15 protein-coding genes are annotated in these 18257 nt (G+C 72.1%); 6 read left to right on the top strand and 9 right to left on the bottom strand.

Annotated features, from left to right (window positions below; genetic code table 11):
- Window positions 1–33: 33 nt before the first annotated feature.
- Complete coding sequence (locus RR3_RS07155) at window positions 34–1743, bottom strand: hypothetical protein (protein ID WP_010593040.1); 1710 nt, start codon at window positions 1741–1743, stop codon at window positions 34–36.
- A 226-nt stretch (window positions 1744–1969) separates the two neighbouring features.
- Here RR3_RS07155 and RR3_RS07150 point away from each other — a divergent pair, with 226 nt between their 5' ends.
- Window positions 1970–3013: a M23 family metallopeptidase gene (locus RR3_RS07150; protein ID WP_010593041.1), complete on the top strand. Its 1044-nt coding sequence runs from the start codon at window positions 1970–1972 to the stop codon at window positions 3011–3013.
- A 64-nt stretch (window positions 3014–3077) separates the two neighbouring features.
- Here RR3_RS07150 and pcrA read toward each other — a convergent pair whose 3' ends face one another.
- On the bottom strand, window positions 3078–5516 hold the full coding sequence (pcrA, locus tag RR3_RS07145) for a DNA helicase PcrA (protein ID WP_082900265.1): 2439 nt from the start codon (window positions 5514–5516) through the stop codon (window positions 3078–3080).
- Between the two features lie 289 nt (window positions 5517–5805).
- Here pcrA and RR3_RS07140 point away from each other — a divergent pair, with 289 nt between their 5' ends.
- Window positions 5806–6114, top strand: coding sequence for a chorismate mutase (locus RR3_RS07140; RefSeq protein ID WP_003937752.1), 309 nt, complete (start codon window positions 5806–5808; stop codon window positions 6112–6114).
- A 230-nt stretch (window positions 6115–6344) separates the two neighbouring features.
- On the opposite strand, the gene RR3_RS07135 is transcribed toward RR3_RS07140, so the two are convergent.
- Window positions 6345–7796: an NAD-dependent succinate-semialdehyde dehydrogenase gene (locus RR3_RS07135; RefSeq protein WP_026137462.1), complete on the bottom strand. Its 1452-nt coding sequence runs from the start codon at window positions 7794–7796 to the stop codon at window positions 6345–6347.
- Between the two features lie 79 nt (window positions 7797–7875).
- Between RR3_RS07135 and pgi the strand changes: the two genes are divergently transcribed.
- Window positions 7876–9510: a glucose-6-phosphate isomerase gene (gene pgi, locus RR3_RS07130; protein ID WP_064065672.1), complete on the top strand. Its 1635-nt coding sequence runs from the start codon at window positions 7876–7878 to the stop codon at window positions 9508–9510.
- Between the two features lie 87 nt (window positions 9511–9597).
- Here pgi and RR3_RS07125 read toward each other — a convergent pair whose 3' ends face one another.
- From RR3_RS07125 to RR3_RS07115, 3 genes are all read right to left on the bottom strand, one after another.
- Complete coding sequence (locus tag RR3_RS07125; RefSeq protein ID WP_064065673.1) at window positions 9598–10413, bottom strand: FAD:protein FMN transferase; 816 nt, start codon at window positions 10411–10413, stop codon at window positions 9598–9600.
- 94 nt (window positions 10414–10507) lie between these two features.
- Entirely contained in the window at window positions 10508–12142 is a 1635-nt protein-coding gene (locus tag RR3_RS07120) for an acyl-CoA dehydrogenase family protein (protein WP_048774062.1), read from the bottom strand.
- Window positions 12139–12744, bottom strand: coding sequence for a TetR/AcrR family transcriptional regulator (locus RR3_RS07115; RefSeq protein ID WP_061064816.1), 606 nt, complete (start codon window positions 12742–12744; stop codon window positions 12139–12141). The genes RR3_RS07120 and RR3_RS07115 overlap by 4 nt, the downstream gene beginning before the upstream one ends.
- Window positions 12745–12802: 58 nt before the next feature.
- Here RR3_RS07115 and RR3_RS07110 point away from each other — a divergent pair, with 58 nt between their 5' ends.
- Window positions 12803–14038, top strand: a complete 1236-nt coding sequence (locus RR3_RS07110; protein WP_017679423.1) for a hypothetical protein — start codon at window positions 12803–12805, stop codon at window positions 14036–14038.
- A 38-nt stretch (window positions 14039–14076) separates the two neighbouring features.
- Entirely contained in the window at window positions 14077–15603 is a 1527-nt protein-coding gene (locus RR3_RS07105) for a carboxylesterase/lipase family protein (protein ID WP_010593050.1), read from the top strand.
- Between the two features lie 4 nt (window positions 15604–15607).
- On the opposite strand, the gene RR3_RS07100 is transcribed toward RR3_RS07105, so the two are convergent.
- From RR3_RS07100 to RR3_RS07090, 3 genes are read right to left on the bottom strand one after another with little or no spacing between them, the layout of a single operon-like run.
- Window positions 15608–15934 (bottom strand): cupin domain-containing protein, encoded by a 327-nt coding sequence (locus RR3_RS07100; protein ID WP_010593051.1) that lies wholly within the window; start codon window positions 15932–15934, stop codon window positions 15608–15610.
- A gap of 59 nt (window positions 15935–15993) precedes the next feature.
- Window positions 15994–16491 (bottom strand): dihydrofolate reductase, encoded by a 498-nt coding sequence (locus RR3_RS07095; RefSeq protein WP_017679422.1) that lies wholly within the window; start codon window positions 16489–16491, stop codon window positions 15994–15996.
- Window positions 16488–17282: a thymidylate synthase gene (locus RR3_RS07090; RefSeq protein WP_010593053.1), complete on the bottom strand. Its 795-nt coding sequence runs from the start codon at window positions 17280–17282 to the stop codon at window positions 16488–16490. Before RR3_RS07090 ends, RR3_RS07095 begins: the two co-directional genes overlap by 4 nt.
- Window positions 17283–17369: 87 nt before the next feature.
- Between RR3_RS07090 and RR3_RS07085 the strand changes: the two genes are divergently transcribed.
- A complete protein-coding gene (locus RR3_RS07085; protein ID WP_064065674.1) occupies window positions 17370–18236 on the top strand; it encodes an Fpg/Nei family DNA glycosylase in 867 nt (288 codons plus the stop codon).
- Window positions 18237–18257: the final 21 nt, after the last annotated feature.

Raw genomic sequence — 18257 nt, 5'->3', positions numbered from 1 at the left:
GCATGTCACCGGAGTGGGGCCCCGAGGGGTACCTCACGGATTTTCCTCCCGGATTGTGAGCCACGCCGCAGCCAGGAGGAGCACCACCCCCAGGATTGCAGGCAGCGTGAGGACTCCGTTCACCGGCTCCTGCTCCGGGGTCCGTACGAGCACCCACGAGGCCGCGTACAGGGCCACCGAGGCCGCCGCACCGAGCAACAGCACACTGCCGCGGGCCGGCCGCGCACGCGCTGCGACCAGCACCGCGGCGACCACCGCGACGGCGAGCACCGCCCGCCCCCACACGTCGTACCCCCAGGGGTAGCTCAGCACCGAGCCGGCGCCGGGCTGCAACGGCAGCAGCACCCCGGCACCGGCAGTGAGCGCCGCCGCCGCGCCCACCGTGCGCGCGACGGGCCCGGCGATCCGTTCGACGGAGGTGTCGATGCCGTCGCGTTCCGCACCTCCCGCGAGGACGACGAACACGCCCGTCACCGCCGCCCCCAGGATGGCGGCCCCGGCCAGCCAGGTGCCCGGCCCGGCGCCGACACCGGGCAGGCCCGCGGCGAGCACCCAGGACTGCAGCACCGCCCCGGCGGCGGTGACCACCCCGGCGGCCGGCACCACGACGGCGGGTCGCAGCGGAGCAGCGAACTCGGAGAGCAGCAGCCACACGCTCAGTGCCAGCACGAGCAGACCCGCGGCGAACAGCATGCGGGCGGCAGGCAGTTCGGGCGCCGCACCGGCGGGCACCGACAGCGCCGGCAGCAGCGAACCCACTGTCGCGACGGCGCCGGTGACGAGCCCCGCGACACCCGCCTGCCGATGCCGCGCCGCGGGAGCGGACGGCAGCACCCTGGGCACCGGCCCGGCGGCGTGATCGGACCGTGCGACGAGCCGGGGCAGCGCGGCCGCGGCCGCGACGAGCAGGACGGCAGCGAGCACGCCGACGGCGGCCGCGGACGACGGCGTCAGCCGCGCACCGCTCAGTCCCGCCGCCAGCCGGGGCCCCAGGATGCCCAGCGCACCGAGCCCCGCACCGGCCAACGCCCCGGCTGCGGCGGCCGACGACGAGGTCACCAGCGCCCACGTCGCCGCCAGCAGCACCGCGACCGCCGCCACCAGGGCGCCGATCGCCGCAGCCGGCGTGGCGTCGAGGACGCCGGAACCGAGCAGGACCGGGTCGTTCGACACGAAGGGCGGGGCGAGCAGCGCACCGGCCGCGGCAAGTGCAGCTCCCGCCACACCGGCCGCCGCCGGAGCCCCGGTGCGGGCAACCGCGGGCCGGTCCTCGCCGGGGAGGTGGGCGTCGGGCTCGGCTTCCAGTTGCCGGACCGCGACGGCTCCGAGGGCCCCGGCGAGGACCGAGGCGAGATGACCGGCGAGGACGACGCCCGCGCCGGGACCTGCCGCGAGTCCCGCGGCGGTGACGGGCCGGAACAGCTCGAGGCGGTCCGCGTCGAGGGCGTCGGTGAACAGCGCGACGTCGAGCAGGGCCGCGCCGAGTGCGACGAACCCCGCTCCAGCGAGAAGCGCGGCGGCCCGGACGGCGGGGAGGGGGCCGCGCCGGCGGGCAAGACTCACCGCACCGGCGGGAACCGCGAGCGCGACGACGGCAGCGACGAGGGACGCGGCGCCCGAGGCGGCGCCGACCGGTCCCGTGTCGGCACGGACCACGGGCAGGAGCGGCGCGACCGCCACCGCGGTGGCTCCGAGCGCGGCCAGGACGAGCGCAGCGAGAAGTACGGGCGGGCGGCTCGGCACGATCCGACGCTACGACGGCCTTCCGGTACATCCCGGCGTGACACACCGTAAGTCTTCGGTATCGCCCCGTAACCAGGGAAATGTTTCCAGATTTGCCCAGCTCAAACTGTGATGCCGGTCACAAGGTCCGATTTCCTGCCCGTTTAGGTTGCCACGCTTGCGATCGTTTCGTTACCGTCGCTTCGGTCCGAGTAACGGTCAGGTCACGAACGGAGGACGGCAGTCGATGCACACTTGCACTCCCCGCGCCGACAGCCGTCCCGACAGCGAGTTCGACGATATCGACTTCGCAGGGGCGACCGACCGCCTCTACCCGGGCCACTGGCAGCCGCACGAGCACTACTTCGACGAGGGCCCTGCGGACGATCCGGACGTCTCGAGCATTGTGAATTTCCGTAACACCAGCACCACCGAGCAGTACGAATTCTACGGCGACGAGCCGGCCCGCCCGCTCACCGCCCCCGCAGTGTCCGACGGTGATCCGGCCGCCCCGCCTCGTCGCGGCGGCGCCCACCGCGTTCCCACTCCGCCCGCCGCCCTCAAGGGCCGTGCCGCGGTCCTCGCGGTCGCCGCCGGCGCCGTCGTCGCCGCGGGTCAGGCCGCCACCAGCGGCCCCGCTCAGAACTCCGAGCATTCCGAGGTCGCCCTCGCCGCCGACACCACCGGCTCGAACGTCATCACCGCCACCGCGGTGCCGCAGGCCGCCCAGTTCGCCGCGGAGACCGAGTCCGAGAGCGCGACTCCCTCCCAGGCCCCTCAGGTCCTCAACATCGCGGACCCGAACGACCTGTCCCAGTTCTCCAATCTGCTCGCCAAGGGCCAGCGCTTCAGCGAGGAGCGCGCCGCCCGCGAGGCCGCCGCCCGTCGCCCCCTGTTCGTCCTGCCGGCCGCGGGCGTCTTCACCTCCAGCTACGGCGCCCGCTGGGGAACCCTGCACGCCGGTGTGGACATCGCCGGTCCCATCGGAACCCCGATCCTCGCGGTCGCCGACGGCACCGTCATCGACTCCGGTCCGGCGTCCGGGTTCGGCATGTGGGTGCGTCTGCGCCACGCCGACGGCACCGTCACCGTCTACGGTCACATCGACCAGTCCTTCGTGACCGTCGGTCAGCAGGTCATGGCGGGTGACCAGATCGCCACCATGGGCAACCGTGGCCAGTCCACCGGCCCGCACCTGCACTTCGAGGTCCACCTCAACGGCATCGACAAGATCGATCCGCTGCCCTGGCTCGCGACTCGCGGCATCTCCCTCGGCATCCGGAACGACTGACCGCCGACCGCATTCGCGATACGGGCCCCGCACCGGCTGGTGCGGGGCCCGTATCGCGTCCGGCTCAGAGTTTGACCATCGGCACGCCGCCGACGAGCATCAACCGCACCTTCCCGGCGCTGCCGAAGTCGACGACCACCGTCGCGGTCGGCCCGGAGCCGCGGGTTTCGAGGACCGTGCCGAGGCCGTACTTGTCGTGGCTGACCCGATCGCCGACGGCGAGCACGAGATGGTTGTTGCGCGAACGCCCGGAACTCGGCGTCGACGGCCGGTCGCCGCCGAACCGGGAAGTCCCGCCCCCGAAGCCGGAACCGATTCCGCCGTAACCGCTCCGGCCCCGCCCGGCACCGATGGCGTGCCCACCGGCGACCCCCGGATCCTCCCGGCGCCATTCCACGAGTTCCTGCGGGATCTCCTGGAGGAAACGCGATTCCGGATTGGTCACGGGCTGCCCCCAGGCCGAGCGCAGCACCGCGCGGCTCAGATACAGGCGGTGCCGCGCACGGGTGAGGCCGACATAGGCCAGGCGCCGTTCCTCCGAGAGTTCGGCAGGGTCGCCGAGAGCGCGCATGTGCGGGAACTGCCCGTCCTCCCACCCGGTGACGAACACCACCGGGAATTCGAGCCCCTTGGCGGTGTGCAGCGTCATCAGGGTGACGACCCCGTCGCCCTCCTCGGGGATCTGATCGGCGTCGGCCACCAGCGACACCCGCTCGAGGAACGCCGCCAGGGAACCGGGCTCGGGCTCCCCCTCCGGCACCTCGCGTTCGTCCTCGAGACCCGCGGCGTTGCGCGCGTCCGAACAGAATTCTCTTGCGACGCTGACCAACTCGTTGAGGTTGTCGAGCCTCGTGCCGTCCTGCGGGTCGTCGCTGGCCTCGAGCTCGGCGCGATATCCGGTGCGATCGAGCACCGCTTCGACGATGTCGCCGATGTCGACGAGGTCGTTGCCGTCGGCGTCGGTCTCGGTGAGCATCGCCCGTAGTTCGTCCATGAGGTCGACGAACGCGGCGACGGCCTTCTGCGAGCGGGAATTCAGCAGCGGCACGGTTCCCTCGGCGGCGTCGCGCAGGGCCCGGCCGAACCCGACGCCCGTGCGTTCGGCGTGCACCGCCACGCAGGCCTCGGCGCGGTCGCCGATGCCGCGACGGGGGGTGTTGAGGATCCGGCGCAGGCTGACCGTGTCGTCCGGGTTGGCGAGCACCCGCAGGTACGCGACGAGGTCCCGCACCTCCTTGCGCTCGTAGAAGCGCACGCCGCCGACCACCCGGTAGGGCACGCCGTGCCGGATGAACACGTCCTCGAGGGCGCGCGAGGAGTTGTTGGTGCGGTAGAAGACGGCGATATCGGCGAATTTCGCGTCCCCGGCGTCGACGAGCCGGTCGATCTCCGCGGCGACGAACTGCGCCTCGTCGTGCTCGTTGTCGGCGACGTACCCGGTGATCGGCTCCCCCGCACCGGAGTCAGTCCACAGCCGTTTCTCCCGACGCCCGGTGTTGCGGGCGATCACCGCGTTCGCCGCGGAGAGGATGGTCTGGGTGGAACGGTAGTTCTGCTCGAGCAGGATCGTGCGAGCCTCGGGATAGTCGCGTTCGAACTCCTCGATGTTGCGGATCGTCGCGCCGCGGAACGCGTAGATGGACTGGTCGGCGTCGCCGACGACACACAGTTCCGCCGGCGCGACCGCGTCGTCCGACACGGTGTCGTCCGCCCCGCCGACGAGCGTGCGCACGAGCACGTACTGCGCGTGGTTGGTGTCCTGGTACTCGTCGACGAGAACGTGGCGGAACCGTCGGCGGTAGTACTCCGCCACCGGCGGATGCGCCTGCAACAGCGCCACCGTCTCCCCGATCAGGTCGTCGAAGTCGAAGGCGTTGGCCGCGCGCAGCCGCTGCTGGTAGTGGGCGTAGACCGTCGCGACGATCCGCGGCAGGTCCGCCGCCTCGCGATCCGCGGCGGCCGCGGCCTCCTCGGGACCGATCAGCTCGTTCTTGAGATTGGAGATGTGCGTAGCCAGCAGCCGCGCGGAGTACCGCTTGACGTCGAGGTCGAGATCCTTGGCGATCATGGTGAGCAGCCGCCGGGAGTCGTCGGCGTCGTAGATGGTGAAGTTCGAGTTCATCCCCGACAGCAGCGCCGACTGCGCGCGCAGGATCCGCACGCAGCTCGAGTGGAACGTCGACACCCACATGCTGTTCGCCCGCGGGCCGACCAGGTGGGCGACGCGCTCGCGCATCTCGGCGGCCGCCTTGTTGGTGAACGTGATGGCCAGGATCTGGCCCGGCGTCACCCTCCGCTCCCCCAGCAGGTACGCGATGCGCCGCGTCAGCACCGCCGTCTTCCCCGAGCCGGCGCCCGCGACGATGAGCAGCGGAGAACCCGTGTGGGTCACCGCCTCCCGCTGCTGTGGGTTGAGGCCCTCGAGCAGAGCGTCGGAGGTCGTCGCTCGCACCCCCGGGTTCGGGGCGGGGACGGGACGGCCGGAGGCAACGGGAGTGTTCATCGTGGTACCAAACTACCGGCGATCGCCGACAGCCGTGCCGGCCGGGCGGGGGCGATTCGACAGGTATGCCTTACTTGGCCGGTTCGGGGACGGGTGGCAAACTGAACGTCATGTCATGTGCTCCACGTCGCCGCTACCGGCGACACTGCCATCGGTGTGAGAGCCGATGACCGAGGCCTGACCGCACCCCGAGGCTTCGGCTGCCGCGCCACCGAAGCCCGAGCCGACGGCCGGACCGGTAACGCCCGCAGAATCCGAAGCGATCCCAGAGCTGACGCGAGGAGACGACATGAGCACCAACACCGAGGCCACCGGTTCCGGAGCCAGCGCATCCGATGCTGCCCTGCCCACCACCGAGGCGGAGATCGACGAGCTCCGCAAGGAGATCGATCGGCTCGACGCCGAGATCCTGGCGGCGGTCAAGCGCCGCACCGAGGTCTCGCGCATCATCGGCCAGACCCGGATGGCATCCGGCGGCACCCGCCTGGTCCACAGCCGGGAGATGAAGGTCCTCGAGCGCTTCAGCGAGCTGGGCCAGGAGGGTCACACGCTGGCCATGCTGCTGCTGCGACTCGGCCGCGGCCGCCTGGGTCACTGAGGCCGCGGCCGCCTGGGTCACTGAGGCCGCGGCCGCCTGGACCCACCGAGGCCGCGGCCGCCTGGGTCACTGAGGCCGCGGCCGCCTGGGTCACTGAGGCCGCGGCCGCCTGGACCCACCGAGGCCGCGGCCGCCTGGACCCACCGAGGCTGCGGCCGGGGTCACCGAGGCACCCCGGCCCCGGTACGCCCCCGAGCACGCGACGGTCGGGGGCGTAGCCGTCGCGCAGGTCACTGCAGCGCGATGTACTTCGTCTCGAGGTACTCCTCGATGCCTTCGCTGCCGCCCTCGCGGCCCAGCCCGGAGGCCTTGACGCCGCCGAAGGGCGCCGCGACGTCGGAGATCACGCCCCGGTTGACGCCCACCATGCCGGATTCGAGGGCCTCGGACACCCGCAGCGCCCGGTCCAGGTTCTGCGTGTAGATGTACGCGGCCAGTCCGTATTCGGTGGCGTTGGCCGCGTCGATCGCCTCCTGCTCGGTGTCGAATCCGGTCACAGCGGCGACGGGACCGAACACCTCCTCGCGCAGGATCCGGGCGTCGGCCGTCACTCCGTCGAGCACGGTCGCGGGGTAGAACCACCCCCGACCGTCGGGGACGTCCCCGCCGAGCCGCACGCTCGCACCGGCCGCGACCGCGTCCTGCACCAGCGTGCCGACGGTCTCCCGCTGGCCCGCGTTGATCAGCGGACCGAGCGTGGTGCCGGGGTCGGTACCCGGCCCGAGCCGGTACTGCGCCATGCGCTCGGTGAGCTTCTTCACGAACTCCTCCCGCACCGGGTTGGCGACGTGGAAGCGGTTCGCGGCCGTGCACGCCTCGCCCCCGTTGCGCAGCTTGGCGGCCAGTGCTCCCTCCACCGCGGCGTCGAGGTCGGCGTCGTCGAACACCAGGAACGGCGCGTTGCCACCCAGTTCCATCGACGTGCGCAGCATCGCCTTCCCGGCCCGTTCGGACAGGGTCCGGCCCACCTCGGTGGAACCGGTGAAGGTCAGCTTGCGCAGGCGGGGATCGTCGATCAGCGGGCCGGTGACCGCGCCGGCACGCGAGGTCGGCAGCACCGACAGCACCCCCTTCGGAAGCCCGGCCTCGGCGAACAGCTGGGCGAGCAGCAGCATCGTCAGGGGGGTCTCCGACGCGGGCTTCATCAGGATCGTGCAGCCCGCGGCGAGGGCGGGACCGATCTTGCGGGTGCCCATCGCGAGCGGGAAGTTCCACGGCGTGATCGCCAGGCACGGTCCCACCGCTTGCTTGGTCACCAGGATCCGTCCGTTGCCGGCGGGTGCGTGCGTGTAGCGCCCCGAGATCCGCACCGCCTCCTCGGCGAACCAGCGGAAGAACTCGGCCCCGTACTTGGCCTCGGCCCGGCTCTCCGGCAGGGCCTTGCCCATTTCGAGAGTCATCAGGAGCGCGAAGTCCTCGGCCCGTTCGGTGATCCTCGCGAACACCGAACGCAGCAGTTCACCCCGCTCGCGCGGCGCGGTCGCCGCCCACTCGTGCTGGGCGGCCACCGCGGCGTCGAGGGCGCGGACGGCGTCGGCGGGGCTCGCGTCGGCGACGTCGGTGAGGATGTCGCCGGTGGCGGGATCGTGGACGGTGAAGGTGGCGCCGTTCTCGGCGGCCACCCATTCCCCGCCGAGGAACAGTTCTGTCGGTACGGTCCGGATCAGTTCTTCGGTGTCCATGTCCCACATCATGCGCTCCGGGACCCGGGCGGGTTCCGAACCCGCCGGTAACTACGGGCCCGCACTAGGCTCTGAATTCATGAGCGACGTGACTCGAACCGCACCGTGGCAGCAGCTGTCCCAGCACCGTTCGGAGCTCGAGGCGGTGGATCTGCGAGGGTTGTTCGCGGCGGATCCGGGTCGGGCGCAGCGGCTGTCGGTGACCGCGGGCGAGTGGTACATCGACTACAGCAAGCATCGGATCACCGACACCACGGTCGGGTTGCTGCTGGATCTGGCCCGGGCTGCCGGGGTCGAATCCCGCCGCGACGCGATGCTCGCCGGGGAGCGCATCAACAGCACCGAGGACCGGGCGGTGCTGCACACCGCCCTGCGGCTGCCGCGGTCGGCGACGCTGCCCGTGGACGGCGCCGACGTGGTCCCCGACGTGCACACCGTGCTCGACGCGATGGCCGGCTTCGCCGAGCAGGTCCGCTCCGGCACCTGGCGCGGCGCCACCGGGGAGACGATCACCACGGTGGTCAACATCGGCATCGGCGGCTCGGACCTGGGCCCGGCGATGGTGGCGCGGGCGTTGCGGCACTACGCCGACGGCCCGGACGCCCGGTTCGTCGCCAACATCGATCCGGCGGATCTGACCGCGCAGCTGTCCGACCTGGATCCGGCCCGGACGCTGTTCGTGGTGGCGTCGAAGACGTTCACCACCATCGAAACCCTCACCAACGCCACCGCCGCGCGGCGCTGGCTGGTCGCCGCCCTCGGTGAGGACGCCGTCGCGGCGCACTTCGTGGCGGTGTCCACCAATGCCGCCAAGGTCGCCGAGTTCGGTATCGACCCGGCGAACATGTTCGGGTTCTGGGACTGGGTGGGTGGGCGGTACTCGGTGGGTTCGGCGATCGGCCTGTCGGTGATGTGCGCGATCGGCCCGGTGCGGTTCGCCGAATTCCTGGCCGGGATGCACACCGTCGACGAGCATTTCGCCACCGCGCCGCTCGAGGCGAACGCGCCGGTGCTGCTCGGGCTGCTGGGGGTGTGGTACGCGTCGGTGCTGGGGGCGCAGACGCGGGCGGTGCTGCCCTACAGCCAGGACCTGGCGCGGCTGCCGGCGTATCTGCAGCAGCTGACCATGGAGTCGAACGGCAAGTCGGTGCGGCTCGACGGCAGCCCCGTCGACCACGACACCGGGGAGATCTTCTGGGGTGAGCCGGGCACGAACGGTCAGCACGCGTTCTTCCAGCTGCTGCACCAGGGCACCCGGCTGATCCCGGCCGACTTCGTCGGGTTCGCCACCGCGCTCGAGGATCTGCCCACCATCGACGGCACCGGCAGCATGCACCAGGTGCTGCTGGCGAACATGCTCGCCCAGGCCAAGGTGCTCGCGTTCGGCAAGACCGCGGCCGAGGTCGCCGCCGACGGCACCGACCCGGCGCTGGTGGCGCACAAGGTGATGCCCGGCAACCGGCCCTCGACCACCCTGCTCGCCCCGGCGCTGACGCCGGCGACGCTGGGCCAGTTGATCGCCCTGTACGAGCATCAGGTGTTCGTCCAGGGGGTGATCTGGGGTATCGACTCGTTCGACCAGTGGGGCGTCGAACTCGGCAAGACCCAGGCCCTGCAACTGACACCCGCCCTGACCGGCGCGGCGGACCCCGACACCGGCGACACCTCCACCGACACCCTCGTCCGCACCATCCGGCGGTGGCGTAAGAACTAGAGCAGACACCCGTTGTGGCGGGCTTGCACCGGTTTCCGACTGCGGAAACGGGGGCAAGCCCGCCGGTTCGGGCGCAAGCTCTGCCGCTCAGGCGGCGTGCGGGCGGGACCAGCGGCGGGTCGTGTGGACCCGGTCGCCGTCGACGAGGCGGGCGGCCAGGTCGTACTGCTCGAGCCACCGCACCGCGGGCGCTCCGCGGCGCAGAGCTGCCGCGGCCGCGGCGTCGGCCCACAACGCGTCCTCGGCGATGACGGTGACCTGCACCCACCGTCCGGAGACGTCGTTTCCGCCGTCCTGCTCTGCGTCGGAGTCGTCGCGCACGCGCGTCGCTATGGCGCTTCCGGCCGGGAGTTCGACGGTCCCGGCGCCGGGGACGGACACCTGCCACCCGCCGGCGGGACTGTGACCGGCGGTGGCCGTCACGTCGCCCATCCGCACCAGGACACCGCATTCGAGGCTGCGTGCCACGGTCGCGGCGGCCCGATCCGCGGTGTCGGCCCGGGCGGTCTCGGTGATGTCGAGGTTGACGCCGAACGGGGCCAGCACGGTCTCGCCGTCGAGGTGGATGTCGCTGTAGTCGGGGAGCGGATGGATGGGCGGGGTGGCGTCCTCGTCGATCCCTGCGTCGTCGGCCGCCAAGGGACTCACCGTCCCGTCGGTCATCCGGGCGACCCAGAGCGCCGAGCGCAGCAACGCCGACAGCCGCGGGCTGACCTGGACGGGAATGCCCTGGGCGAGGTTGACCTCGTGGATCTCCGCGTCGCCGCGCTGCGGGTTGCACGCCGCCTCGGATTCCGCGATCGCGGCGCGCACCCGCGTTTCGGCCTCCGCCAGGGCGGCGTACTCCGTGACGGCCACCGTCACCGGGACCCCCCATTCCCGCCATTCGCTGCTTCTGATCATGAGGGGCTCCGGGCTCGCTCGACGATCGTTGTCGTTACCTCCAGTATGCCCTGTGGATCGTCGCAGGTCCGGGTCGCGAAAGGATCGCCGCCGATCAGACGCGCGCGAGGATCGCCGCGGTGTCCAGGCCGGTGGGCATGGTCCCCAGGGCGATGCCCCAGTCGTCGCCCAGCCGGGTGGCGCAGAAGGCGTCCGCGACGGCCGGATGCCCGTGCCGCACGAGCTGTGCACCCTGCAGGACCAGCGCCATCAGTTCCACGATCCGGCGGGCCCGGTACTCGACGTTCTCGAGATCGGCGAGTTCCTTGCCGACGCGCGCCACGGCGTCGTCGAGCCGGGAGTCGGCGCCCTCGGCCAGGCGTACCTCGGCGAAGAACGCGTCCACGGTCTCGGGCTGCTTGACCATCGCCCGTAGCGCGTCGAGGGCGGCGACGTTGCCCGAGCCTTCCCAGATCGACATGAGCGGTGCCTCGCGGTACAGCCGCGGCATCCCGGATTCCTCGGCGTAGCCGTTGCCGCCGAGGCATTCGAGGGCCTCCGCGGCGTGGGCGGGGGCGCGCTTGCACACCCAGTACTTGGTGACCGCGAGGGCGATGCGGCGCAGCGCCGCCTCCTGCGGATCCGTCGATGCGCGGTCCGTCGCACCGGCCAGCCGCATCATCATGGTCGTCGCGGCTTCCGACTCGACGATCAGGTCGGCGAGCACGTTCCGCATGAGCGGCTGGTCGACGAGCAGGGCGCCGAACGCCTTCCGGTGGCGGGCGTGGTGGACGGCGCGCAGCGTCGCCGCGCGCATTCCGGTCGCCGAGCCGATCACGCAGTCCAGGCGCGTCATGTTCACCATCTCGATGATGGTGTTGACGCCGCGGCCCTCCGCGCCGACGAGCCAGCCGGTTGCGCCCTCGTACTCGATCTCGGAGGACGCGTTCGACTTGTTCCCGAGCTTGTCCTTGAGCCGCTGGATGCGGATGCGGTTGCGGCTGCCGTCGGGAAGCACCCGCGGCAGCAGGAAGCACGAGAGGCCGCTGGTGGTCTGCGCCAGCGTGAGGAACATGTCCGACATCGGTGCGGAGGTGAACCACTTGTGTCCGACGATGCGGTAACTGCCGTCCGCCTGAGGGGTCGCGGTCGTCGTGTTGGCCCGCACGTCCGATCCGCCCTGCTTCTCGGTCATGGACATGCCGGCGATCAGGCCGCGCTTGGTGGACGGTTCCCGGAGCCCGAAGTCGTAGTGCGGGGCGGTGAGCAGCGGCTCGTACGTCGCGGCGAGTTCGGGATTGTGCCGCAGCGCCGGTATCACCGCGTACGTCATGGAGATCGGGCACATGTGTCCCGCTTCGGCCTGGCCCCACACGTAGAACTTGGCGGCCCGGGCGACGTGCGCCCCGGCCCGGGGGTCGCGCCACGGTGCCGCGTGCATGCCGTGCTCGACGGCCACCGTCATGAGGTCGTGCCAGTGCGGATGGAACTCCACCTCGTCGACGCGGTGCCCGTAGCGATCGTGGGTGTGCAGCACGGGCGGGTACTCGTCGACGAGCCTGCCCCATTCCTGCGCACGCGTCCCTCCGGCGAGCGCGCCGATCTCCCGGACTTCGTCCTCGGCCCAGGCGGCTCCTTCGCGGCGCAGGCCCTCGAGCAGTGCCGCGTCGTCGGCCGCCTGGTACGGCACGAGGTCAGGCACCTGGTTGAACACCTCGTGGGTGGCGGGAAACGTGGGTGATTCGGTCATGGCCGGGCTCCTAGTGCGCGTAGGGCGAATGCGACGAGTTCGGGGACGGTGTCGGTGGCGGCCACGCCGGACTGCAGCGGGCCGGTGAGAACCTCGCCGACCGCCCCGACGAGGGCGGCGGCGGACAGCGCCGGGTTGCGAGAGGTGAGATCGCCCGAGTCGACACCGCGGCGCACGGCGTCCTCGAACGCCGCCGCGAAGGCGCGGCGCAGCACCAGGCGTTCGGCGTCGACGGCCGCGTCGACGGGTTCGGCGAGCAGGGCATATGCGAGGGTGGGGTTGCGCAGGGCGCGGCGGGCGAAGGTCTCGACGACGGCGGCCACCTGTGCGGCCGCACCGTCCGGCCGGGCCGCGTCGGCGGCCGCGACGACGGCGTCGACCTCCCGGCCGCACAGGCTGCGGAAGATGCGCACCATCAGTTCGGACTTGTCGGCGTAGTGCCGGTAGACGCTGCCGGTGGCGACGCCGGCGCGCTCGGCGACCGCCGCGATGGACAGTCCCTGGTAGCCGCGCTCGGACAGCAGGCTCACGGCGGCGTCGGCGATCGCCGCGCGTTGCGCGTCGAGCCGCTGCTGCACGGCGGGGGTCCGGCGGTAGGCCACGAAAGAATTGAACCTCGATTCACAGCTTGGGTCAAGGACGGCGGCTACCGTCGGGACCGTGAACCGGCTCAGCGTGGTGGACGAGATCTTCCTGTACAGACATCGCGGCCTCGGCCTGCCCGTCGCACTGCAGGGACTGTGGCGCACCGGCGACACCGTGGGCGCCCCCCTGCTGATCTCGCTGCACGACGCACTCGGCCGCGGCCCCCTCGGCCGCCGCGTGGTTCGCCCGCACGTCCCGGGCGCCCGCCCCCGGCTCGAGCCGGGCCTGCGCAGCTACCCGCTGCGCTACCCACCCGAGCCGATCCCCACCACCGACGTCCTCACCTGGGCGGACCAGCAGGCGGAAGTGGACGTCGACCCCGAACTCGGACCGGGCTGGGCGCTGACCGCCACCCGCGTCGAGGGCGGCGGAACGGTCGTCTCGCTGGTGTGCTCGCACGTGCTCGCCGACGCGCGCGGTCTGATCGACGCCGTCGCCGACGCGCTGGCCGAGCGGATCCGTCCGTCCGACCCGGAGCGCGTCTCCGACCTCCGCGACGCCGCACGCCTGGTCCGTCGCGTCGCCCGCGGCCTGCGCCGGGCCCGCTGGTCCCCCACGACCGGCAAGCCCCCGCGTCCCCGTCCGATCCGCTCACCGGCGCGGACGGCACTGCTCGACGTGGACGCGCTCGCCTGGGACACCGCCGCCGACACGGCCGGCGGCACCCCCAACTCGCTCTTCCTCGCCCTCGCCACGGGCGTCGCGCACCGCGCCGGGCTCGACTGGCCGGTGCGGATCGCGGTGCCCGTCGACGGCCGCACCGCCGCGCCCGGGCTCCCCGGCGCCGGCAACGGGGTGACGATGACCGAGGTGGTGGTCGACGCCTCCGACACCCCGGCGTCGATCCGCCACCACGCCCGGGCGGCGTACACCCGCGGCCGGGAGGGGGCACCGCACGGCCTGCCGGACGAGGCGCTGCAACTGCTGCCCGACCGGCTCGCCGCGCGCCTCGCCGCCGGGGCCGGTGAGCGGGACCTGCTGTGCTCCAACATCGGACCGTTGCCCGCGGTGCTCGACGGCTTCGGGCCGCACCGCACCACGGGCGTCGCGACCCGCGCCGTCCACCCGGGACTCGCGACCGCCCGGGCCGCGACGTCCACCCGGCTCGCCGCATACCTGTGCCGTCAGGGGGACCGCTACACCTTGGCTCTCGTCGCACTCGACGACGAGTGCTTCCCCACCCGGGCCGCCCTGCGCGCCCACACCGACGCCGAGCTCGCCGCCCACGGCCTGCACGGCCGGCACTGGTAACGCGGCACCTATGACCGGCCGTCACGTACAGTTCGAACATGGCGGACGAGACCCTTGTCACAGTTTCCGACGGTGCCCTGCGGGGCACCCGCATCGGCGACCTGCTCGCCTGGCGCGGAGTCCCCTACGCAGCTCCTCCGGTCGGCCCGCTGCGACTGCGCGCCCCGCAACCGGTGCAGCCGTGGACCGGCGAGCGCGACGCCACGCACTTCGGTGCCGCGGCGAGCCAGCACCCACGGGGCCTGACCATCGGCTTCCGGAAACAGCAGCCCGCGAGCGAGGACTGCCTGACGCTCAACGTGCTGGCACCCGCGGCCCCCGCCGCGGCACCCCGACCGGTGATGGTGTTCATCCACGGCGGCGCCTACACGCTGGGCACTACGGCGCTGCCGCTCTACGGCGGGGAATCGCTGGTACGCCGCGGTGACCTGATCTACGTGTCGATCAACTACCGGCTCGGCAGCCTCGGCTATCTCGACTTCACCGAATTCTCCACGGCCGAAAGACCGTTCGACTCCAATCTCGGACTACGCGACCAGGTTGCCGCGCTGGCGTGGGTGCGCCGCAACATCGCCGCCTTCGGCGGCGACCCCGACAACATCACGATCTTCGGCGAGTCCGCCGGCGGCAATGCCGTGACCACGCTGCTCGCCACCCCGGCGGCCGAAGGACTGTTCGCCCGCGCCGTCGCCCAGAGTTCGGCACCCAACCTCGTCGTCGACGCCGAGCATGCGGCCGAGTGGGCGCGACGTTTCGTCGAACTGCTCGGCGCAGACCGGGATTCCGCGGTCGAGGCACTCGGGTCCGCCACTCCGGTCGACTTCGGCCGTGCCGCCCGGCGGCTCAGCGGGCGCATCCTGCACGAGACTCCCGGCCTGCACGCGTTCGGTCCCGTCGTCGACGGCGACTACCTCCCCACCACCCCCGTCGAGGCCTACGAAACCGGTGCCGCACATCGGGTTCCGCTCGTCATCGGCACCAACGCCCGGGAGGGGACGCTGTTCCCGCGGGTCCTCGACGCGCTGCCGACCAATCAACTCCGCATCGAGCAGATGTTCGGGCTCACCGATCCCACGGCCCAGGAACGCGTCGTCGCGGCCTATCCCGGGTATCCGGACGCCCGGGCGGCCGTCGACCTCGGCGGCGACCTCACGTTCTGGCATCCCTCGATCGAGATCGCCCAGGCCCACTCCCGCCACGCCCCCACCTACAGCTACCGGTTCGACTACGCGCCGCCGCTGCTGCGCTGGACCGGCTTCCACGCCACCCACGCCTTCGAACTGCTCTCCGTGTTCGGCCAGGCCGACACCGCCCTGGGACGGGTGGTCACCGCCGCCGGGGGCCGGCGTGCGCTGCGCACGGTGAGCGACGCGGTGCAGCGCCAATGGCTGCACTTCGCGCACGTGGGAGAGCCGCTGCCGTCGTGGCCGCGCTACGACGAACACGACCGCGCCACCGTCGTCTTCGACGACCCGACGCACGTGGAGTACGACCCGTGGCGGGAGCGGCGACTCGCCTGGGCCGGGTACCGCGGCTACCGCGGAGTGGCGCTGCCGCAGCGGTGAGCGCTCACTTGACCACGGTCAGCAGGAACACGACGTCCTCGAGCGCGGTGACGCTGTGCCGGACGGTGGGCAGCACCAGATAGTCGCCGGTCGAACCCTTCCAGGAATCGTCCCCGGCGATCAGGGACAGGCGCCCGCTGAGCACCTGCAGGGACCCCTCGCCGGGGCCGTCGTGCTCGGCGAGTTCGTGTCCGGCGAGCAGCGCGACCATCGTCTGCCGCAGATGCCTGGCGTGCCCGCCGAAGATGGTCTGCGAGCTGCGGCCGCTGCTCGATGCCGCCGCCAGCTTCAGTTGCTGTCGCGCCAGAGCCGTGAGGGATAGCTTGTCCATGGCTGCCCTTCCTGGTCGGGGTACGCCCTCGCAGTATGGCCCACCGGACGCGCCACCGGTCAGGTTCGCGTGTACCGGACGAAACGGAACCCGATTCCGTCGCCGGATTCCTGCCGCTCACCGACGTCCACGGCCGTCCACTCGGAACCGATCGGCGGGGCGAAGGCATCCGCTCCGGTGTCCAGGTCCACCTCCGTGACGAGCAGCTGCGTCGCGTGCGGTACGGCCTGCGCGTAGATCTGTCCGCCACCTATGACGCAGACGTCGCCGTCCCCGGCGAGCGCCAGGGCCTGCGGCACCCCGTGGGCCACCTCGGCGCCCGCGTCCGACCAGGCCGGGTCGCGGGTGACGACGATGTTGCGCCGGCCCGGCAGCGGCCGGAAGCGCGGCGGCAGCGACTCCCACGTCAACCGGCCCATGATCACCGGCTTTCCCCGCGTCGCGGCCCGGAAGTGCGCCATGTCCTCGGGGATGTGCCACGGGATCGCACCGTCGCGGCCGATGCCCCCGGCGCGGTCCTGCGCCCAGATCAGGACGACGTCCCCCGCCGCCGTCATACCGCGACCGGGGCCTTGATGGGCGGGTGGTGCCGGTAGCCGGTGACCTGCACGTCCTCGTACTCGTACTCGAAGATCGACCCGCGCCGGTTCAGCTCCAGGGTGGGGTACGGATAGGGCTCCCGGGCGAGCTGCTCGGTGACCTGCTCGACGTGGTTGTCGTAGATGTGGCAGTCCCCGCCCGTCCACACGAACTCGCCCGGCTCGAGATCGGTCTGCTGAGCGACCATGTGGGTGAGCAGCGCATAGCTGGCGATGTTGAACGGCACGCCGAGGAACAGGTCGGCGCTGCGCTGGTACAGCTGGCAGCTGAGCCTGCCGCCGGCGACGTGGAACTGGAAGAACGCGTGGCACGGCGCGAGCGCCATCTTGTCGATCTCGCCGACGTTCCACGCGGAGACCACGATGCGCCGCGAGTCGGGGTCGGTGCGGATGGTGTCGATCGCCTTGGTGATCTGGTCGATGTGCCCGCCGTCGGGGGCCGGCCAGGACCGCCACTGCACCCCGTAGACGGGACCGAGCTCGCCGTCGGCGTCGGCCCACTCGTCCCAGATGGTCACGCCGTGCTCCTGCAGCCACTTGACGTTCGAGTCGCCGCGCAGGAACCACAGCAGCTCGTACACGATCGACTTCAGGTGCACCTTCTTGGTGGTGATCAGCGGAAAGCCCTGCGCGAGGTCGAAACGCATCTGGTGCCCGAACAGGCTGCGCGTACCGGTGCCCGTCCGGTCCGCCTTCGGCGTGCCGGTCTCGAGCACCAAGCGGAGGAGGTCTTCGTACGGGGTGGGCACGGCAGTCACCCCGACAGGCTATCGCCCGTGCGTGGTTGTGGTCGTCGGGGCAGCCCGAAGCACGCACGAGCGCGATAGCCTGGCACCATGCCCGAGCTGCCCGAGGTGGAAGCCCTGGCGGTGTTCCTGCGCGAGCACGCCGTCGGTGCCGTCGTCGGCCGGATCGACGTGGCGGCGCTCAGCGTCCTGCAGACCGCCGACCCGCCGGTCACCGCGCTGCAGGGCCGCGACGTCACCGGCGTGTCCCGCTTCGGGAAGTTCCTCGCGGTCGACTGCGCCGGGCTGTGGCTCGTCGTGCACCTGTCACGCGCCGGGTGGCTGCGCTGGCAGGACAACCCGTCGCCGGCCCCGCCGAAGCTGGGCCGCGGCCCGCTCGCGCTGCGGGTACATCTGTTCACCCCCGAGGCCGCCACCCCCGCCTTCGACCTCACCGAGGCCGGCACCCGCAAACGTCTGGCAGTGTGGATCGTCGACCGCCCGCAGCAGGTGCCCGGCATCGCCCGGCTCGGTCCCGACGCCCTGGCCGTCGCCGCCGACGAGCTGGCCGCGCGACTGGCCGGCAGCACCGCCCGCCTGAAGACCGCCCTCACCGACCAGCAGGTGCTCGCCGGGATCGGCAACGCCTACTCCGACGAGATCCTGCACGTCGCCCGGCTGTCGCCGTTCGCGCCGGCGGGCCGGCTCGGCGACGAGCAACGACAGGCGCTGTACGACGCGATGCGCACGGTGCTGCTCGACGCCGTCACCCGTTCCGTGGGGCAGGACGCCGCGCGGCTCAAAGGCGAGAAGCGGTCGGGGATGCGGGTCCACGCCCGCACCGGGCTGCCCTGCCCGGAGTGCGGCGACACCGTCCGCGAGGTCGCCTACGCCGAGCGCTCCTTCCAATACTGCCCCACGTGCCAGACCGGCGGCAGGATCCTCGCGGACCGGCGGCTGTCGCGGCTGGTCAAGTGAGCGGTGCCGTGCGGACCCGCG

The sequence above is a fragment of the Rhodococcus ruber NBRC 15591 genome (assembly GCF_001894945.1).
GTDB lineage: Bacteria > Actinomycetota > Actinomycetes > Mycobacteriales > Mycobacteriaceae > Rhodococcus > Rhodococcus ruber.
Note: the sequence above shows the minus strand (reverse complement) of the source record. Positions and strands in the feature narration are given on the sequence as shown.